General features: G+C 40.6%; 20 protein-coding genes. 2 read left to right on the top strand and 18 right to left on the bottom strand.

What is annotated here, in order from left to right:
• Window positions 1-11: 11 nt before the first annotated feature.
• From ndk to mbhE, 17 genes are all read right to left on the bottom strand, one after another.
• Entirely contained in the window at window positions 12-461 is a 450-nt protein-coding gene (gene ndk / locus QZZ23_RS04895; protein WP_292467355.1) for a nucleoside-diphosphate kinase, read from the bottom strand.
• Window positions 462-474: 13 nt separating this feature from the next.
• Entirely contained in the window at window positions 475-663 is a 189-nt protein-coding gene (locus QZZ23_RS04890; RefSeq protein ID WP_292467353.1) for a 50S ribosomal protein L24e, read from the bottom strand.
• Between the two features lie 10 nt (window positions 664-673).
• On the bottom strand, window positions 674-889 hold the full coding sequence (locus QZZ23_RS04885; protein WP_094228185.1) for a 30S ribosomal protein S28e: 216 nt from the start codon (window positions 887-889) through the stop codon (window positions 674-676).
• 22 nt (window positions 890-911) lie between these two features.
• Window positions 912-1,268: a 50S ribosomal protein L7Ae gene (gene rpl7ae, locus QZZ23_RS04880; protein ID WP_292467350.1), complete on the bottom strand. Its 357-nt coding sequence runs from the start codon at window positions 1,266-1,268 to the stop codon at window positions 912-914.
• A 278-nt stretch (window positions 1,269-1,546) separates the two neighbouring features.
• Entirely contained in the window at window positions 1,547-2,428 is an 882-nt protein-coding gene (locus QZZ23_RS04875; RefSeq protein WP_292467348.1) for a hypothetical protein, read from the bottom strand.
• Window positions 2,429-2,484: 56 nt separating this feature from the next.
• Complete coding sequence (locus QZZ23_RS04870) at window positions 2,485-3,708, bottom strand: SufD family Fe-S cluster assembly protein (RefSeq protein ID WP_292467347.1); 1,224 nt, start codon at window positions 3,706-3,708, stop codon at window positions 2,485-2,487.
• The gene (locus tag QZZ23_RS04865; RefSeq protein ID WP_292467345.1) at window positions 3,687-4,433 is read right to left on the bottom strand and encodes an ABC transporter ATP-binding protein; all 747 of its coding nucleotides are present in this window, start codon (window positions 4,431-4,433) and stop codon (window positions 3,687-3,689) included. The genes QZZ23_RS04870 and QZZ23_RS04865 overlap by 22 nt, the downstream gene beginning before the upstream one ends.
• 231 nt (window positions 4,434-4,664) lie before the next feature.
• Window positions 4,665-5,777, bottom strand: coding sequence for an IS200/IS605 family element RNA-guided endonuclease TnpB (gene tnpB, locus QZZ23_RS04860; protein ID WP_292467343.1), 1,113 nt, complete (start codon window positions 5,775-5,777; stop codon window positions 4,665-4,667).
• Window positions 5,778-6,043: 266 nt separating this feature from the next.
• The gene (locus tag QZZ23_RS04855; protein ID WP_292467340.1) at window positions 6,044-6,271 is read right to left on the bottom strand and encodes a hypothetical protein; all 228 of its coding nucleotides are present in this window, start codon (window positions 6,269-6,271) and stop codon (window positions 6,044-6,046) included.
• 7 nt (window positions 6,272-6,278) lie between these two features.
• Window positions 6,279-7,331, bottom strand: coding sequence for an L-threonylcarbamoyladenylate synthase (locus QZZ23_RS04850; protein ID WP_292467338.1), 1,053 nt, complete (start codon window positions 7,329-7,331; stop codon window positions 6,279-6,281).
• A gap of 451 nt (window positions 7,332-7,782) precedes the next feature.
• Complete coding sequence (gene mnhG / locus QZZ23_RS04845; RefSeq protein ID WP_292467428.1) at window positions 7,783-8,139, bottom strand: monovalent cation/H(+) antiporter subunit G; 357 nt, start codon at window positions 8,137-8,139, stop codon at window positions 7,783-7,785.
• 11 nt (window positions 8,140-8,150) lie between these two features.
• Window positions 8,151-8,411 carry a cation:proton antiporter gene (locus QZZ23_RS04840; RefSeq protein WP_292467335.1) on the bottom strand — a complete coding sequence of 87 codons (261 nt, stop codon included), beginning with the start codon at window positions 8,409-8,411 and terminating at the stop codon, window positions 8,151-8,153.
• Entirely contained in the window at window positions 8,408-8,902 is a 495-nt protein-coding gene (locus QZZ23_RS04835; RefSeq protein WP_292467333.1) for a Na+/H+ antiporter subunit E, read from the bottom strand. The genes QZZ23_RS04840 and QZZ23_RS04835 overlap by 4 nt, the downstream gene beginning before the upstream one ends.
• Window positions 8,899-10,440: an NADH-quinone oxidoreductase subunit M gene (locus QZZ23_RS04830; protein WP_292467331.1), complete on the bottom strand. Its 1,542-nt coding sequence runs from the start codon at window positions 10,438-10,440 to the stop codon at window positions 8,899-8,901. The genes QZZ23_RS04835 and QZZ23_RS04830 overlap by 4 nt, the downstream gene beginning before the upstream one ends.
• Window positions 10,437-10,865 carry an NADH-quinone oxidoreductase subunit K gene (locus tag QZZ23_RS04825; RefSeq protein WP_292467329.1) on the bottom strand — a complete coding sequence of 143 codons (429 nt, stop codon included), beginning with the start codon at window positions 10,863-10,865 and terminating at the stop codon, window positions 10,437-10,439. The genes QZZ23_RS04830 and QZZ23_RS04825 overlap by 4 nt, the downstream gene beginning before the upstream one ends.
• Window positions 10,862-11,278, bottom strand: a complete 417-nt coding sequence (locus tag QZZ23_RS04820; protein WP_292467327.1) for a monovalent cation/H+ antiporter subunit B — start codon at window positions 11,276-11,278, stop codon at window positions 10,862-10,864. The genes QZZ23_RS04825 and QZZ23_RS04820 overlap by 4 nt, the downstream gene beginning before the upstream one ends.
• The gene (gene mbhE / locus QZZ23_RS04815; RefSeq protein ID WP_292467325.1) at window positions 11,275-13,644 is read right to left on the bottom strand and encodes a hydrogen gas-evolving membrane-bound hydrogenase subunit E; all 2,370 of its coding nucleotides are present in this window, start codon (window positions 13,642-13,644) and stop codon (window positions 11,275-11,277) included. Before mbhE ends, QZZ23_RS04820 begins: the two co-directional genes overlap by 4 nt.
• A gap of 329 nt (window positions 13,645-13,973) precedes the next feature.
• Here mbhE and QZZ23_RS04810 point away from each other — a divergent pair, with 329 nt between their 5' ends.
• Entirely contained in the window at window positions 13,974-14,870 is an 897-nt protein-coding gene (locus QZZ23_RS04810) for a hypothetical protein (RefSeq protein WP_292467323.1), read from the top strand.
• Here the strand turns inward: QZZ23_RS04810 and QZZ23_RS04805 are convergent.
• A complete protein-coding gene (locus tag QZZ23_RS04805; protein WP_292467321.1) occupies window positions 14,867-15,085 on the bottom strand; it encodes a hypothetical protein in 219 nt (72 codons plus the stop codon). The two genes, QZZ23_RS04810 and QZZ23_RS04805, sit on opposite strands and share 4 nt — an antisense overlap.
• A 97-nt stretch (window positions 15,086-15,182) precedes the next feature.
• Between QZZ23_RS04805 and QZZ23_RS04800 the strand changes: the two genes are divergently transcribed.
• Entirely contained in the window at window positions 15,183-15,839 is a 657-nt protein-coding gene (locus QZZ23_RS04800; RefSeq protein ID WP_292467319.1) for an HAD family phosphatase, read from the top strand.
• The last annotated feature ends 35 nt before the right edge of the window (window positions 15,840-15,874 follow it).

Raw genomic sequence — 15,874 nt, 5'->3', positions numbered from 1 at the left:
AATGTCCCTACTTACTCGTAGAGACATACCTCATCGATCTTTGAATAGTTAACTATTTCTGAATCCTTGAAGTGGATAGCTATCTCACGCTGTGCGGATTCTGTTGAATCGGAAGCATGTACTACATTCCTGCCAGTCTCGATTGCAAAGTCACCCCTAATGGTACCCGGAAGGGCATCTACAGGATTTGTTGCACCGTTCACTGCACGCATAATAGCAATAGAATTCTTTCCTTCCACAACCAGGGATACTGATGGACCGGATGTCACATACTCAATAAGTGAAGCAAAGAAAGGCCTTTCAGCATGTTCTTTGTAGTGCTCTTTTGCACTCTCCTCACTCATGACACCAAGTCTCATGGCTGCGATCTTGAGACCACGTTTCTCTATTCTTGAAATGATCTCGCCCATCAAACTACGCTGTAATGCGTCGGGTTTGATCATAATATATGTCTGTTCCATTGAGAACACCCAATTATGCTTTCTTCAAGTATATTCTGCCCTGTTCGGTCCAGACTGTACGCCTTGGTAATCTTCCAAGTTTGAAATTGCTTTCACATTTTGATGAGCAGAAATAATAGGTAGAACCATCTTTCTTTACAAAGAGCTTACCTGTTCCTGGCTCAAGGAATTCACCGCAAAAAGAACATTTCCTTTGTTCCATTCTAGTCACCTCATCTGGTAGTAAGTTTCTTGGCCTCTCTGGAAGTTTCGATCAACATCATGATGTCACCGATTCTTATAGGACCAACACAATTACGGGTGATTATACGGCCCTTATCGCGCCCTTCAAGCACGCGGCACTGGATCTGGCTGGCTTCACCATGCATACCGGTATTACCGATAACATCGATGACCTCAGCCGCATAGCCTGTATCTTCATCTGCCATAGCGATACCTCACGTATCTGAATTATTTAAGTGCACTTACTTTCTGTGCAATGTCTTCAACAAGTTCTCCGCCCTTACCAGCGTCAATAATAGCGACAGCTGAGCAAGCAACACCGATTCCACAAGCTGCACCGAGCTCTTTCTGCTCCTTCACATAAATGTATGCAGTGTTCTTCTCTTCACAGAGAGGTGCAATGTGTGCAATGACTTCAGCAGGATCGACATCTTCTGCAATTACTGCAAGCTTTGTAATGCCTCTCTCTATAGCTTTTGTCACTTCATTGATTCCCTTCTTCAATTTGCCTGTGTCTCTTGCAAGTTCAACACTCTCGAGTGCTTTATTAACGAGTTCTTCTGGAACATCAAATTTAGCTGCCATATTATTTTCTCCTTCGAAACCATGGCTGTGTACTCATGGTTTTTCATTATTCATTGTATGCCGGAAACACCGGCTAATTTGACCAATTACGATTGTAACAATGTTTATCAATAAATTCACTGACACAAAGTTATATGCCAAAGTAACGGCTGTAAATTACTGTATTTGCATCTATAAGATATTGCAGAATACGCAATTGGAGTCATTCAATAACCTGTTCAGGTATAAACCTTGTGGCAGGAAAAACAAAAAAGATGAGAGCGTATCTCATCTCTTATTTAATAGTACTGTTCTGTTACAAGATTTATGAAATTTGTTGTATTGGTTGTGACAACAACCTTTACAATCTTTCCATCTTCAAATGTACTGGTATTGTAGGTCAGACCTCTTTCAGTACTATTAGCTTCAAGTCCTGAAATAGTAGCAACCGTACTGTCCTGTGGATTAAGGAATATCTCAGTCCTGGAGTAGTTCCCATCATCCATATTTCTGTACTCTATGTAATGCTGGTCTGCAAGTGGATCTGTAGAGGTCACTATCTGGTATTCAGCTCCTGAATCCACATAACTCAGTATTTCAGTGAAATCATCCGATGCAGGACTTGTGCCTGATGCAACATCTATAACATCCTCAATAGTATCCCTGTCACTTATAAGTGCTGGAGTTCCAATTACACTATAAATGCCTGTACCCCTGAACATAAGAGAGTAACCATTGTAAGAATCAGTTATTGTATAATTAAAGTTCACAACCTCAGGGTTTAACATGTGTGCTTCAAATCCATAATTACCTGTGATGTTATATGCTGAGAACCTGCTGACTGTCATTGTATTGTAATACATGTACAGGTCACTCACATTATAATCCTGAAGCGGTGTCCCGTACGTCCTAGAATAATCATTGTATATAGCATATTCCATACCATCCGGACTGAACGCAAGTCCGTCTGAAACAGAGCTCATAGTGGAATTAAAGTGTGTTCCTGCAATCGTATCAAATTTTGGTGCGTTTGCCAGTTGTGTCTGCAGGTCAGTCATGTCTTGTGTACCATTATTTACATCATCGTTGTTGGAATCTCCTATAAAGCTGGCAACGAAGTATGAAAAAACAGACATTAACATAATAACAACAAGAAATATTGCTGCATATTTTTGATTCATTCATTCTCCCTCAGATAATTGTTTGTTATTAAAATAAATAAAATTTGAGATTAATATCAGATCGCATTCTCTCCAATCTTTGCAATTGTAGCATCGATATCAGCTTTCAGCTCATCTGGAATGCCCTGTATACCAACATCAAGGAAGCCTCTTACAATCATGCCCACAGCATCTTCTTCAGCAAGACCTCTTGCCATTAGATATTCGATCTGCTCCCGTGCAATTCTTCCCACAGCAGCCTCGTGTGACAGTTCGATATCCTCAACATTTGCCTCTAGAATAGGAATGGCCCTCTGCATTCCGCCACCAAGCACAAGTCCGTGGCATTCAAGATGTCCTTTGGCATTATTTGCGTTGCCTATCATCTCACCACGGGCAATAGCCTTGCCACCTGTGGTAATTGTCCTGGATATAAGCTCAGCCTTAGTGTCCTCTGCATTAAATATCACCCTGCTTCCAAGGTCAAGCTCTGAACCCGGATGTGCCACAGCTATAGTATTCAACCTTGTAAAGGCACCCTTGCCTTCAAGGAGAACGGTCGGATATGCCTGAACTGATTTCACCGGTTTCAGGGTTATATAGTTACTGATGTATGAGCCACCTTCTTCCACATGGACAACAGTTCTTGGTCTGACGCCTATCTCTTCACCCCAGTTGTGTATCATTGTGAAATTAAGTGTTGCACCCTTTTTCACATACATTTCGGAGATACCAAGATGAAGACCCTTTTCGATACCATGTTTTGTAGAGCAACCTGTAATAACATCAAGTTCAGCTCCCTCTTCAACAATAACAATATTGTGAACAGTTTGGGATACATCCTTTGAACCTATGAGCAGGCATGTCTGCACAGGCATCTTTGATTTCTTGCCTGCAGGAGCCCTGATGAAATAACCGTTTGCATCCTGCAGATAACTCATTGCAGTATACTTATCCGTATCAGGCTTCACAAGCTTCCATGAATAATCCTTAACCCATTCATGAGTTTTCATAGCATCACGCAGAGACATCAGTTCCACAACATCCTTGTCACGCAGGGATGAATGCGTAACAGCATTGTTAAGCATAATGAAACTGCCAGCCCTGTTATCTTCGGAAGGTGTGAATCCCACATTCAGGAGTGTTCTCTGATCTTCTTCGCTGAGTTCTTCGAGATCAGCAGTTTGTTCTGCTTCCTCAGATGCAAGCCCGTATTCATCAAGATCGAAATCCTCACCGTATTCGGCAGTCTTCTTAAGAGCTGCTTCTGCCCTCTTCCTCATATCTTCATCAGCTTGCATTTGATACACTCCTCATATCCCTGTTCCTTTATCTCTGTCAGCATTTCACGGGGGTTTCCTGAACACATGACTGTTCCGTTACATAGAATGTATCCTCTATCAGCCTGGATATAGTCCATGACCTGACCTGTATGTGTGATAACCAATGCAGATTTGCCATTTTTACACCTGTCGCCTGCACATTTACAGTCTTTCTGCAGGAGTTCATTGATGGTATTACCAATCTGTTCAATGCTTACAAGGTCAACACCAGACTCTGGTTCATCAAGAAGAATAAAATCCGGATTCTGTGCAGAAAGCTGGAGAAGCTCTGATCTCTTGATCTCCCCACCGGAGAAACCTACATTGACATCCCTTTCAAAGAACCTGACCATATCCAGGGTTTCAGCAAGAACTTCCGTATCTTTCATGTCATTTGAAATCACATTCAGGAGGTCATAAAGTTTGACACCGCTCATATTAGGAGGTCTCTGCGTCATGATACCCATACCCATCTGCGCCCTTTCATAGACCGACATGTTGGTTATGTCTTCTCCTTTGAAAATAATTTCTCCTTCTACAACATTATAACCGCTAAAACCCATCAAGGTCATCAGAAGTGCAGATTTACCTGCTCCGTTTGGTCCGAAAAGAACATTAGTGTAACCGGCTTCGACATTAAGGTCGACACCTTTCAGTATCCTTCGGCCGCCGATTTCAACTGTTAGATTATTGATCTCCAGCATAATATGGCCTCCTTTTTATGATATCAACATCCATGACACTTAAAGTTCATGAAAATCTTGCTTTATTATATGGGTTATCGGTTAAAAAGTTATTGAGATTTGAAAAAATAGCATTAAATTCAATACCATGTAAAGATGTGAACTACCATCCTATGAATAGGGTGGCTTCCTGCTTCATTCTCCTAACCACTGTCAGTAAGTCCACAAGCTCTTTCCGTAGTTCCTACGGTGCTAAATTCCGATTAAGTTTTGCTTATTAAGAGCAAATTTTTTGATATTGATAGCGGCATTAATATCTCTGTTATGATTGGTATTACAATCAGGACATTTCCATTCTCTGTCTGCAAGTGTTAATTTTCCGTTATGAAATCCGCACACATTACAGATTTTTGTAGATGGCTCAAATTGACCAATACGAAGAATGGTTTTTCCATACCATTCGACTTTATATTCAAGTTTATTTACGAAAGAACTCCATGAAGCATCTACTATGCTTTGTGCAAGACAATGATTTTTTAACATACCGCTAATGTTTAAAGTTTCCAATGCTACCGCTTGATTCTCGCTTATGAGCTTAGTGGATAACGTATGTTGAAAATCATGTCGTTGATTACTTATTTTCTCATGAAGTTTTGATACTGCGAATCTAGCCTTTGCCTTGTTCTTTGAACCTTTTTGTTTTTTTGATAATCTTCTTTGAAGAAATGCAAGGCTTTTCGTTGAATGTCTGAGATATTTAGGATTCTCTATTTTCTCCCCGTTGGAGAGAACTGCAAAGTCTTTGATACCTACATCAATACCAACAGTCACTTTTTCGTTAAAGATGGGTTTAACAGGCAGCTCCTGTTCATCATCAACAAGAATACTTATATAGAATTTTCCAGTCGGTGTTCTGGATACATTGGCAGTTTTTCCGATTCCAGTAAATCTACGATGTATTTTTGTATTTATCCATCCAATTTTAGGTAATTTTACTTTGTTATTATCGTAATTCATTTTATAGAATTGTGGAACTGAAAAGGATTGTACTGGATTCCTACGTGATTTGAATTTTGGAAATCCTTTCTTCTCTCTGAAAAACTTAGTGAATGCATTTTCAAGGTTAAGTGTAGCACCCTGCAATGATTGTGAATTAATATCCTTCAACCATTCGTGTTCTTCTTTCAACTTTGTTATCATAGTATTCAAAGTGAACCTAGATACTGATTTTCCGTCCTGTTCATAGGTTTTTATTTTCTGCTCTAAAACCCAATTATAGACAAACCTACATGAACCGAAGTGTTGAAAGAACATTTCTTCCTGCTCTTTTGTAGGATGCATTCTATATTTGTAGGCTTTTGACATACACACTTTTATATGTGCTTAACATCATGTATGGCTTGTGTTAAGTTAAACAAAAACATATTTTGTAGAATAGACGTAATTCATCCACCTGTTTCATTTCGAAGAAATGAAACTCCCATTAAATCTCAGATTTAATGGGAGTTTGAAAACGGTGGTCTTCTTACTCCAACATGATAAACCCAGTTACATGGCAATTTCCTAAACTCGTTTGCTTAATATTGTTTAGTAAATCATATTAGTCAAAATTACACAATTTTAGTTTATAATTATTGTTTTAACTGCTTTTTAGCCACCATACTTGTAAACGTCGTGTAACCAAATATGATGATACCTAGCCATATTACAGGTTCTCCTATGCCATCATATCCCAGGTAAGAAAGTGCAAGACCTATACTGAGAATCAATACATTGACCTTGAGCAGTTGTTTGTTGCGGCGGATAATAGCAATATTCTTTTGCCTTTCGTGGATGATCTGTTTCTTGTTATTACTCATAAAATCACTATACCTTAATTATCATATCAGCAGCCTTACGTACCCTGTTAAAAACAGCCATTCCGATCCCATCCTTCCTGAAAGAGCCATCTACAATTATAATATCAACTTTTTGTTCATCAAGATATCGAAGTCCAAAAAATAAATTCTTTGCTGCCTGCTCAGGTTCATTTTTATTACCAAGGGAATATGATAAAATTCCCGGAAAGCTGGATCTACTTTCTTCTGTAAGCAAGAGTCCTATTTTAGCATTTCTCAGATTAAAATCAGCAATCAGTTCTTTTGTTCTGGAAACTACTGGATCATGTTCTCCTTCAACCAGAACAACATTAGATTCAGGAGAATAATGAGTATATTTCATCCCGGGAGAGCGGACAGTTTCACTTTCCGGGTGAACTTTGTCATCATACCCTATTTTTACTTCCCCAATGCAACCCTCAATCTCTTCTTTACTTACTTTCCCAGGCCTTAATATTGCAGGAACTTCAGAAGTCATGTCAATAACTGTAGATTCAAGCCCAATGGTAACGTCCCCGCCGTCAATGATTGCATCGATCCTTCCGGAAAGATCACGTAATACATGACCTGCAGTTGTAGGACTAGGTTTTCCTGATAGATTAGCACTGGGAGCAGCAATAGGTTTCCCTGAATATTTTATTAATGCTATGGCAACACTATTCTCAGGAATTCTGACCGCTACAGTATCCAGTCCTCCCGTAGTAACATCGGGAACTATTTCCTTTCTTTTCATTATTATAGTCAGAGGACCTGGCCAGAATTCATCCATCAGTAATAATGCTTTTTCTGGTATGTTTCTGACAAGCTTCATGCAATTTTCCCTGGAATCTACATGAACTATAAGCGGATTATCAGCAGGCCTGCCCTTTGCCTCAAATATCTGCATTACAGCTTTTTCATTAAGAGCATCAGCCCCAAGCCCATAGACTGTTTCAGTCGGGAAAGCAACAAGCCCACCTTCCTTCAATATCCGGGCAGCTTCACGTATCTGCTCTTCATGAGCTTTTCCGTTTACATGAAATACTCTTGTGTTTTTATTCATAACCCTGTTGTATTAAAAACTGATATTGTATTAAAAGTGTGTTTTTTACAGACAATACAATAGAGTAAAGCCATATTAGATGATTAAGCTCATAAGTTTTTTTGTTCACATATGACATCAATACATATAATTTTAATATGACAATGAAGTTAGATGGATTTATATTTTATCCTGATACGACACATATTTAGACTGATACTCCGATAAAGACAATACTTATATATGATTATTTCTTCTATTCACGCTGTGAGCGGGCCTATTTTTAACCCCACTCCCACACTAACCCCCACTCCCCTGCCCGCTCACGTTTACAATAAAGGAAGTCGGAATTCTGGTTAATGGGAAAACATATTGTAGCACACGACTAAACATATCGCTGCGATGTGATTTTAATCTAATTTTATAAAAAAGAGTAGTCCCAGTACCCTCACTGGAACCTATATTATTAAATTTACTCATCCTCATCTACTGAGCACGCAGCTGAGCATGCTTTACCATATTCATCAATTACAGACTCCTTGCAGAGACCTACCCCATGACGGTGAGCTGCACGACTTATCATATGAGCTGCCACAGGAGATGTGATCAGAATGAAAAGTGCCACCGTAATTGCCTTTACACCCATGGGGGAAAAGCCCACTTTAAGCAGTATACTGAGCATGACACTAAATGCACCCAGTGTTCCTATCTTAGTGGTTGCATGCAACCTGTTATACACATCAGGAAGACGTGCAAGTCCAAGCATTGCAAGGAACACAAAGAAAAGTCCTATAATAAGAATACCGTTGCTCAGCATTTCCAGAGCCATTGAAACTGTACTCAAAATACCACCCCTTCATCAAGATACTTTGCAATTGTGACCGTTCCAACGAAGGATATAATAGCAAGAACAAGTGCCACATCCATGAAGAAAACTGACTCTTTTACAAATGAGTAGATACCGAGCATGACAACAATGACTGTTGTCATTGCATCCAGGGCCACGACCCTGTCAGGAATGGTTGGTCCTTTAATAACCCTGTAGATACAGGGTATAAAAGTGATCACCATGAAGATAAGTGAATATTCAAGCAGGTTCATTCGAATGCCTCCATTGTGTATTTTTCCAGGTCATCCTTTATGGACTGGGCTACACCTTCCGGATCAGTTGCATCTATAGCGTGTACGTATAGGATAGACCTGTCATCAGATACATCGATGGTCAGTGTTCCGGGTGTAAGGGTAATTGTGTTTGCAATAGCAGTAATACCAAGATCTGTCTTGGAGTCTATTGGTACTGCAATAATACCCGGTTTGATGTCTATCTTTGGCTGCAATACTATCTTTGCCACCATAACGTTTGCCTTTATGATCTCCTTGATAAGCACGTACAGGAACGTGATCTGTGCCGGTATCTTCTTTATCGCATTAACAAAGGAGAAATCCTGGTCAAAGGGGAACAGGGTCTTGAAAGGCCTGATAATGAATGGTGCAATGATAACTCCCAGCACGAAGTTGTTCACATTTACAGTACCGTGAACAAAACACCATACAAGACCGAGTATAGCTGAATAGGCAATATATCTCTTCATCTTACCACCCTCGTCATTACAGCATCAATATACGCCTGTGGATCTAGTATCTGGTTTGCTGTTGCATTTGCAAGGGAAACCAGGGGTTCTGCATAAAGTCCGAAAACAACGATCAATAATGCAAGAACGAAAATTGGAAGAGCTATCATCAGGGAATTACCATGTGAGGAATATTCCCCATATTCACTAACATCTCTTTTCTCGCCCCAGAACATAAGCAGCATTGCCCTGAACATGTAGAACAAAGTGAATACTGCAAATATAAGTGCAATAGCTATCGCAAAGTAATATTGCTCACTGATACCCGCATCAAAGAGCTGTAATTTGGCTATGAACCCACCCATTGGAGGCAGTCCTGCAATGGACATTGCACCGGTAAGGAACATAAGCGACATAAATGGTGCACTGTCAACCATTCCACCCATCTTTCTCATATCCCTTGTACCTGCGTGATGTATTATTCCACCGGAGATCAGGAAAAGCATTGACTTTGCGATTGCGTGATTAACAAGATATACAAGCGCTGCTGTGAGACCATATACACTACCAAAACCGATACCCAGGAAAACATATCCTATCTGACTGACACTTGAATAAGCCAGAAGACGTTTTACATCAGTCTGTGCCACAGCTGATATTGCTCCTACAACGATAGTTGCTAGTGCAAGATAAATAATCACTGGCTTAAATATGTAAAGCGTGTCAATAAATATAAGGAAGAATACCCTGAGCATTCCGTACGCACCTACCTTTATCAGCACACCACTAAGCATTGCGCTTATCGGAGACGGTGCGGTTGGGTGCACATCAGGAAGCCAGTAGTGAAGCGGGAAAATTGCAGCCTTGTTACCGAATACCACGACAAACATCAGGGCAATCGCGAACACATGCCATGGAAGTGTTCCTGCTGCACTCATTGCGCTTAGCTTAACAGAGATGTCTGCCATGTTCAATGTACCTGTTGTGGCATAAAGAGAAGCTACTGCAATAAGCATCACAATAGAGCTTACCATGTTCAGTACAAGATACTTGAATGTGGCTTCCATCTTGTCAGAGCTTTTTGTAACTCCACCTTTCTCGTTGGCTATTACAAGTCCGCAGGATGAGAGCAAGAGAATCTCAAAGAATACGAAGAGATTGAATATGTCACCTGTGAGGAAAGAACCATTTAGTCCTGCCACAAGCAGACTAAATAGCGGATAATATGATGCGTTCAGTGACTTCTCTTCTATATAATCAAGTGAGTATACGAGTGCCAGAAATGATACAAACGATGTCAATACAACCATTCCAGAACTCAGCAGGTCGGCAACCAGTATGATACCATATTTGCCCCATTCTCCTACTTCATAGGCCTGTATACCTCCAGACCAGACCTGCAGTAACAAGAATACACTTAATATTGCGAGTATGAATGAAACAGAAACACTCAGCACTTTCTGGATTCCAGGATACTTTCTTAAAAGCACCATGATAGAAGCCATAAGTATGGGCGTTGCTATCAGTATTATGGGAAGGTGAGTTTCCAGCGATATCATCCCCAGAGCCTCCTGAGTTCCCTGATATCAGTTGTTCCATATTCCTCATAAATACGGTATGCAAGTATCAGTATAAACGCAGTTGTTGCCAGACTGATAACAATGGCCGTGAGTACCAGTGCCTGTACAAGAGGATCAACATACTGTACCTGATGACCGGCTTCGACCACAGGTGCAAGGATACCCTGTGACAATGAATCAGTAAAGATGGTACCGGTTACTTCAGCAGCCCCATGTCCCCCATCATCTGTAATGATAGGGACCTTTGTCCCGTCAAATACCCCTGTTGAGACAATCAGAAGGTTGACAGCGTGTGAAAGTACACCCAACCCTATGATCAGCCTGACGATATCACGACGAAGGATGAGGAATGTACCGATACCAAACAGTATAGCTATGGTAAGGGAAAGCAGTGTATTGTTCATTTATCATCACCTACGTTTTTGAAAATGGAAAGCAGTCCACCAATTACCACGAAGTAGACACCAATATCGAATAATCCTGCCGATACCAGCTCGATCTCTCCGAAGAATGGCAGGTGGACAAATTCCACTGCACTCCTGAAGAAGTTATGCGAAAAGGCAATTGCTCCAAAAGCTGTGACTGAAGCCAGCAGCAAGCCGAATCCAAACCAGTTACCCCAATCGGGATCGAAGAATGATTTGATATAATCCAGACCATATGCCACATATGTCAGTGCTATCACTGAGGCAAACAGGACACCGCCAATGAATCCTCCTCCCGGGTTGTTGTGTCCCGCAAGTAAGAGAGATATTGAAAAAAGGATGACCAAAGGCAAACATATCTTTGTTATTGTTTTTGTAATCAGAGTTGTCATTCGTCATCACCCCTGCTGTTAATCAGGTTATAAACACCAAATGCTGCAAGACAGAGAACTGATATCTCACCAAGTGTATCATATCCTCTGAAGTCCACAATTATTACATTCACAATGTTGTGACCTCCTGCAAGTGAAAGGCTCTTCTCGACGAAGTAATGTGAAAGGGACTCGAATGGTGGGACTATTCCCGGTGTTGCGTTTATCAGCATAATGAATATTATTGCGGCTATTGTCACGGATATTAGAAGGTCCCTGACAAGTGTTGTACTCGGGACATGCTCCCTGAACTTCTGTGGGATCTTTACTATAGCCAGCAGGAAGATTATAGTTGAAAGTGTTTCTACCAGCACCTGTGTTAGAGCAAGGTCTGGTGCCTGCAGATATATAAATAGGAGAGCTACAAGGTAGCCCAGGCCTGAAAGAGATATTATTGCAGGTATGTACCTTGGGAGTAATGCAGCTCCAAGTGCTGAAACTATCATGAATAAGAAGATGATACTTTCGTATAGAGGGACATCGAAATTCAGGTTATGTGGTACCAGACTTGATGCCAGCAAAATTACAGGTATTGCAAACATTGCAATGAAAAGTAACAAGAGTGCTACCACATAGTTCTTCACAGGACCTGGTTGCATCCTGTTAGAGAATTTGGATGTTATGTTTTTTGCGTTCTCCACGGTTGCATCATAATAGTAGTTGACACTTATCCATGGGAATCTTGCATTGAACCTGTCCTGCCAGTCTGCTATCTTACTATACTGTGTGTATGTCAGGATACCTAGTGCAAAGGTAACGATTGTCATTATCAATGGTGTGGTAATTCCATGCCAGAGCTTAACGTGCAGATGTGTTTCCTCAAGAAGGATACCTGAAACTGTAGGACCAACGAAATAATGTACCGGAATTGAAGGTACAAGTCCGAACAATATTATAAGGCCTGCTAGAAAAATAGCAGGTGCAAGCATTATCATAGAAGGGTCATGTATATGGTCAGGTAATCCCTTTGAAGGTCTCTTTCCAAGGAATATACCGTCTATAAGTTTAATTGAATAAGCAAATGTGAACACACCGCCAAGCACTGCAAGTGCCGGGATGAGTATACTCCATGGTCCTCCAAGAAGGTGTCCCATTTCAACGGATGACTCGTAGAACATCTCCTTACTTAAGAAACCGTTCAAAGGCGGTATTCCTGCCATAGAGAGTGCTCCGATGACAGCTACGATAAAAGTGATGGGCATCTCCTTGCGTAAACCACCCATCTTCGTGATGTCCCTTGTGGCAGTTTCATGTGCCACTATACCCGCTACAAGGAAAAGACAGGCCTTGAAGGTTGCATGGTTTAGAAGATGGAAAGTTGCAGCAGCCACACCAATTCCAGGTTCGTGATGTGTAGTGTAACCGTACATTGTCATAAGATAAGCAAGCTGACTTATGGTGGAATATGCAAGTATTCCCTTGATATCAGTCTGCCTGAACGCAAGGAAACCTGCCAGAAGCATTGTGAATATGCCAATACCACTTACAAGGATGAACCAGGCTTCAGTACCTGAGAATATGGGGTGTATCCTTGCAATTAGATAAATACCGGCCTTGACCATTGTTGCAGAGTGCAGGAAAGCACTGACCGGCGTTGGAGCTTCCATAGCATTTGGAAGCCAAATGTAGAAAGGACCCTGTGCTGATTTAGAAGCAGCACCTATGAATATGAGAATAAGTGCAGCCAGGAAGAGATCATGACCATGTAATATTTCTTTTATGGATTCGCTATGCATTATAGTGGGAATGTCAAAGGTGCCGGTAATAGCATGCAACACCAGAAATCCGGCGAGCATGAATAAACCGCCTGTTGCGGTTATAAGCAATGATTTTGTTGCACCGTATACTGACATGGGCCTGTTTCGCCAGTACCCGATAAGCATGAATGATGTGATACTTGTAAGTTCCCAGAAAATGAATAACTGAATTGTGTTTGCTGAGAATACCATACCAAGCATGGATCCCATGAAGAAGAGGAGTTGCTGGTAGTATCTGGGAAGGTCCTCTTTCTTTGACATGTACCCGTTGGAATATGACATGATTATCACACCAATTCCAGATACAATGAAACCGAACATGACACTCAGGCCATCAACGTAGAAAGAGAAGTTTATACCCAATGAAGGAATCCATTCAATGGATTTCTGAATAGTTCCCCCGTGTATTATTTCCGGTGCAGCCTGAGCAACCAATAATAAACTCAGAAATGCAACTGCGGACGCGTACCATCCTATTTTATCCTTTAGAAGTTTTTCAACGGCAGGCAATATACCGGCCAAAATGAATGGCAAAAAAACCGCTAGAGTAATTGCTGTAAACGAATCCATGTCACCTTAAATTTAAGTTCCTATATATAATGTTTGTTAATGTGAATTATTATTTATGAAGGATTATTCCGGCATTATATTGATGTTATTTTTATAAAAAGAAAGATTGCACAAAAATACAAAACACTTATATATAAAGAAATATACGCCAACAATAATTCCAGAAAAACGAACAGAATAAAGAGATATATAATGCATATTATTATTTGCTATACAGTTATTTCTTTGATAGAATGAAAAAGCAAACAACTTTCAACGATATGAAGACAAAAAGTCACATATTAAGATATATTCCTGCATTTCTGGTACTATGCATTTGCTGTTTCTTTTTGCAGAACCCTGTCCTGGCAATGTCAGATACTCCGGATATTACAAATAATTCATCTTCAGTTCTTACCCCCGCACATCAGGCAGGTATCTCAGAATACAGTCACCTGATTGAATTATCATTCGACGAGAATAACTACATTGTTGCAGGTGAAGCCTTAGTTTACTCAACAGATTCGCAAAATAAAAGTGAAGAACTTGCTTTATGGATACCTGAAAATGCTGATATTATGCAATTCCAAACAACAGACATGATGGCAACCGTGGCCAGCACGGCTGTTAATTACTCAAGGAATGGCAATTTACTTTACTTCAACTCACCAGATATTTCAAATTCCACTAATATGCCTTTGCTTTACGGAATCAGATATTCAGTACACAGCCATGAAGAAGTCACTACATTCAACAAGGTCCTCAGGGAAGAAAATGTCTTCGGTTATCCCGTTTCAAGGCTCATAATCATTGTCAATCATGGAGAAAACGAAGTGCCTGCTGTTACTTCAGCAGACGGTACTCCCATCATAGCTGATGAATCCATGAGTGAATCAAACCAGACATCCTATATCTGGTCAGCCCCGCAGTTCACAGAATTCATGGTCACTCTTGAAGAGGAAAACTACCATGAGACCTCTAAAACCACAATCAATCCATTCATAATCTCCGGAATACTGGTTGTCATTATCATAGCCACTGCAATCATATACTACAGGAAAGGAAATTCAGAGGACATGGATGAACTCAGGGACAGATACGAGGCAGAACTTGCAGTCATTGCAAAGATCGAAGAAGACTACAAAAAGAACAAGCTCAGCAAGGATGAGTTCGAAAGCATCCTTAAAAAGCACAGCGATAATGCTTCAAGTATCAAAAGAAAAATGGAGAAACTGGAAAATATCTAATGGTCCAGTTCGCCATATCTATCTTCCATTTTAGGTTGCATTTCCGTGATGTTTGCAGTAAGCCACCCTATATCGTAACTTTGCCCGCAACTCGGGCATATGAGTCCAAGCCTTGCTTTTCCACCGGATATTTCCTTAAAATGAACATGGAAACCACGCTGATATCCGCAGTTAAGACATACCCTGAATGAACCTTTATCATCTTTTGAGTCCATAATTAAAAATCGATATACTGGAATAAATCATTGTCGATATCACTAATTGGCTGCTTTGTCCACAATGTTTATCAGAAAATACCTGTAAGAATGCCATATGTTCAAAGGAATCATTTTTGACTCTGACGGAGTGCTCGTCAACTCAATGCCATATCATGCAAAGGCATGGGTTGAGGTTTTTAAAGATTTTGGCATTGAAGTCACAGAGGAAGAGATCTATGAGATCGAAGGATCAAACCACGTAGGAGTCATAAATATCTTTTTTGAAAAAGCTGGCAGGAATCCAGAGCAGGACATATACGACACGATACTGGAAAAGAAAAGGGAACATTTCCTCAAGAATAACCGTGCAGAAATTTTTGAAGGTATGTACGAGTGTCTTAATATCCTAAAGGGTAAATTCAAACTTGCCGTTGCATCCGGTGCTGACAGAACAATTGTCACCTCATTAATGGATAAGTTCTATCCGGAAATTTTTGATGCCATCATCTCCGGCGAGGATGTACAGAACGGCAAACCTGACCCGGAACCATACAATAGAGCAGTTCAGAAGCTTGCTCTTGAAAAAAACGAATGTCTGGTTGTTGAGAATGCACCTCTTGGAGTTCAATCCGCCAAGAATGCCGGTCTTTTTTGTGTGGGAATACCCACCTACATTGATGCATCAAAACTTCGGGAAGCAGACATTGTGTTCAAAGACCATCCAGAACTAATGGACTACCTGATTAAACTTGGTGAACTACCCCGAAGCTAAAGACTTCGTGGCTTCCTGCTTCATTCCCCTTCCCA

This window comes from Methanolobus sp. (genome assembly GCF_016278385.1).
GTDB lineage: Archaea > Halobacteriota > Methanosarcinia > Methanosarcinales > Methanosarcinaceae > Methanolobus.
This window is presented reverse-complemented; position numbering and strand designations above follow the sequence as displayed.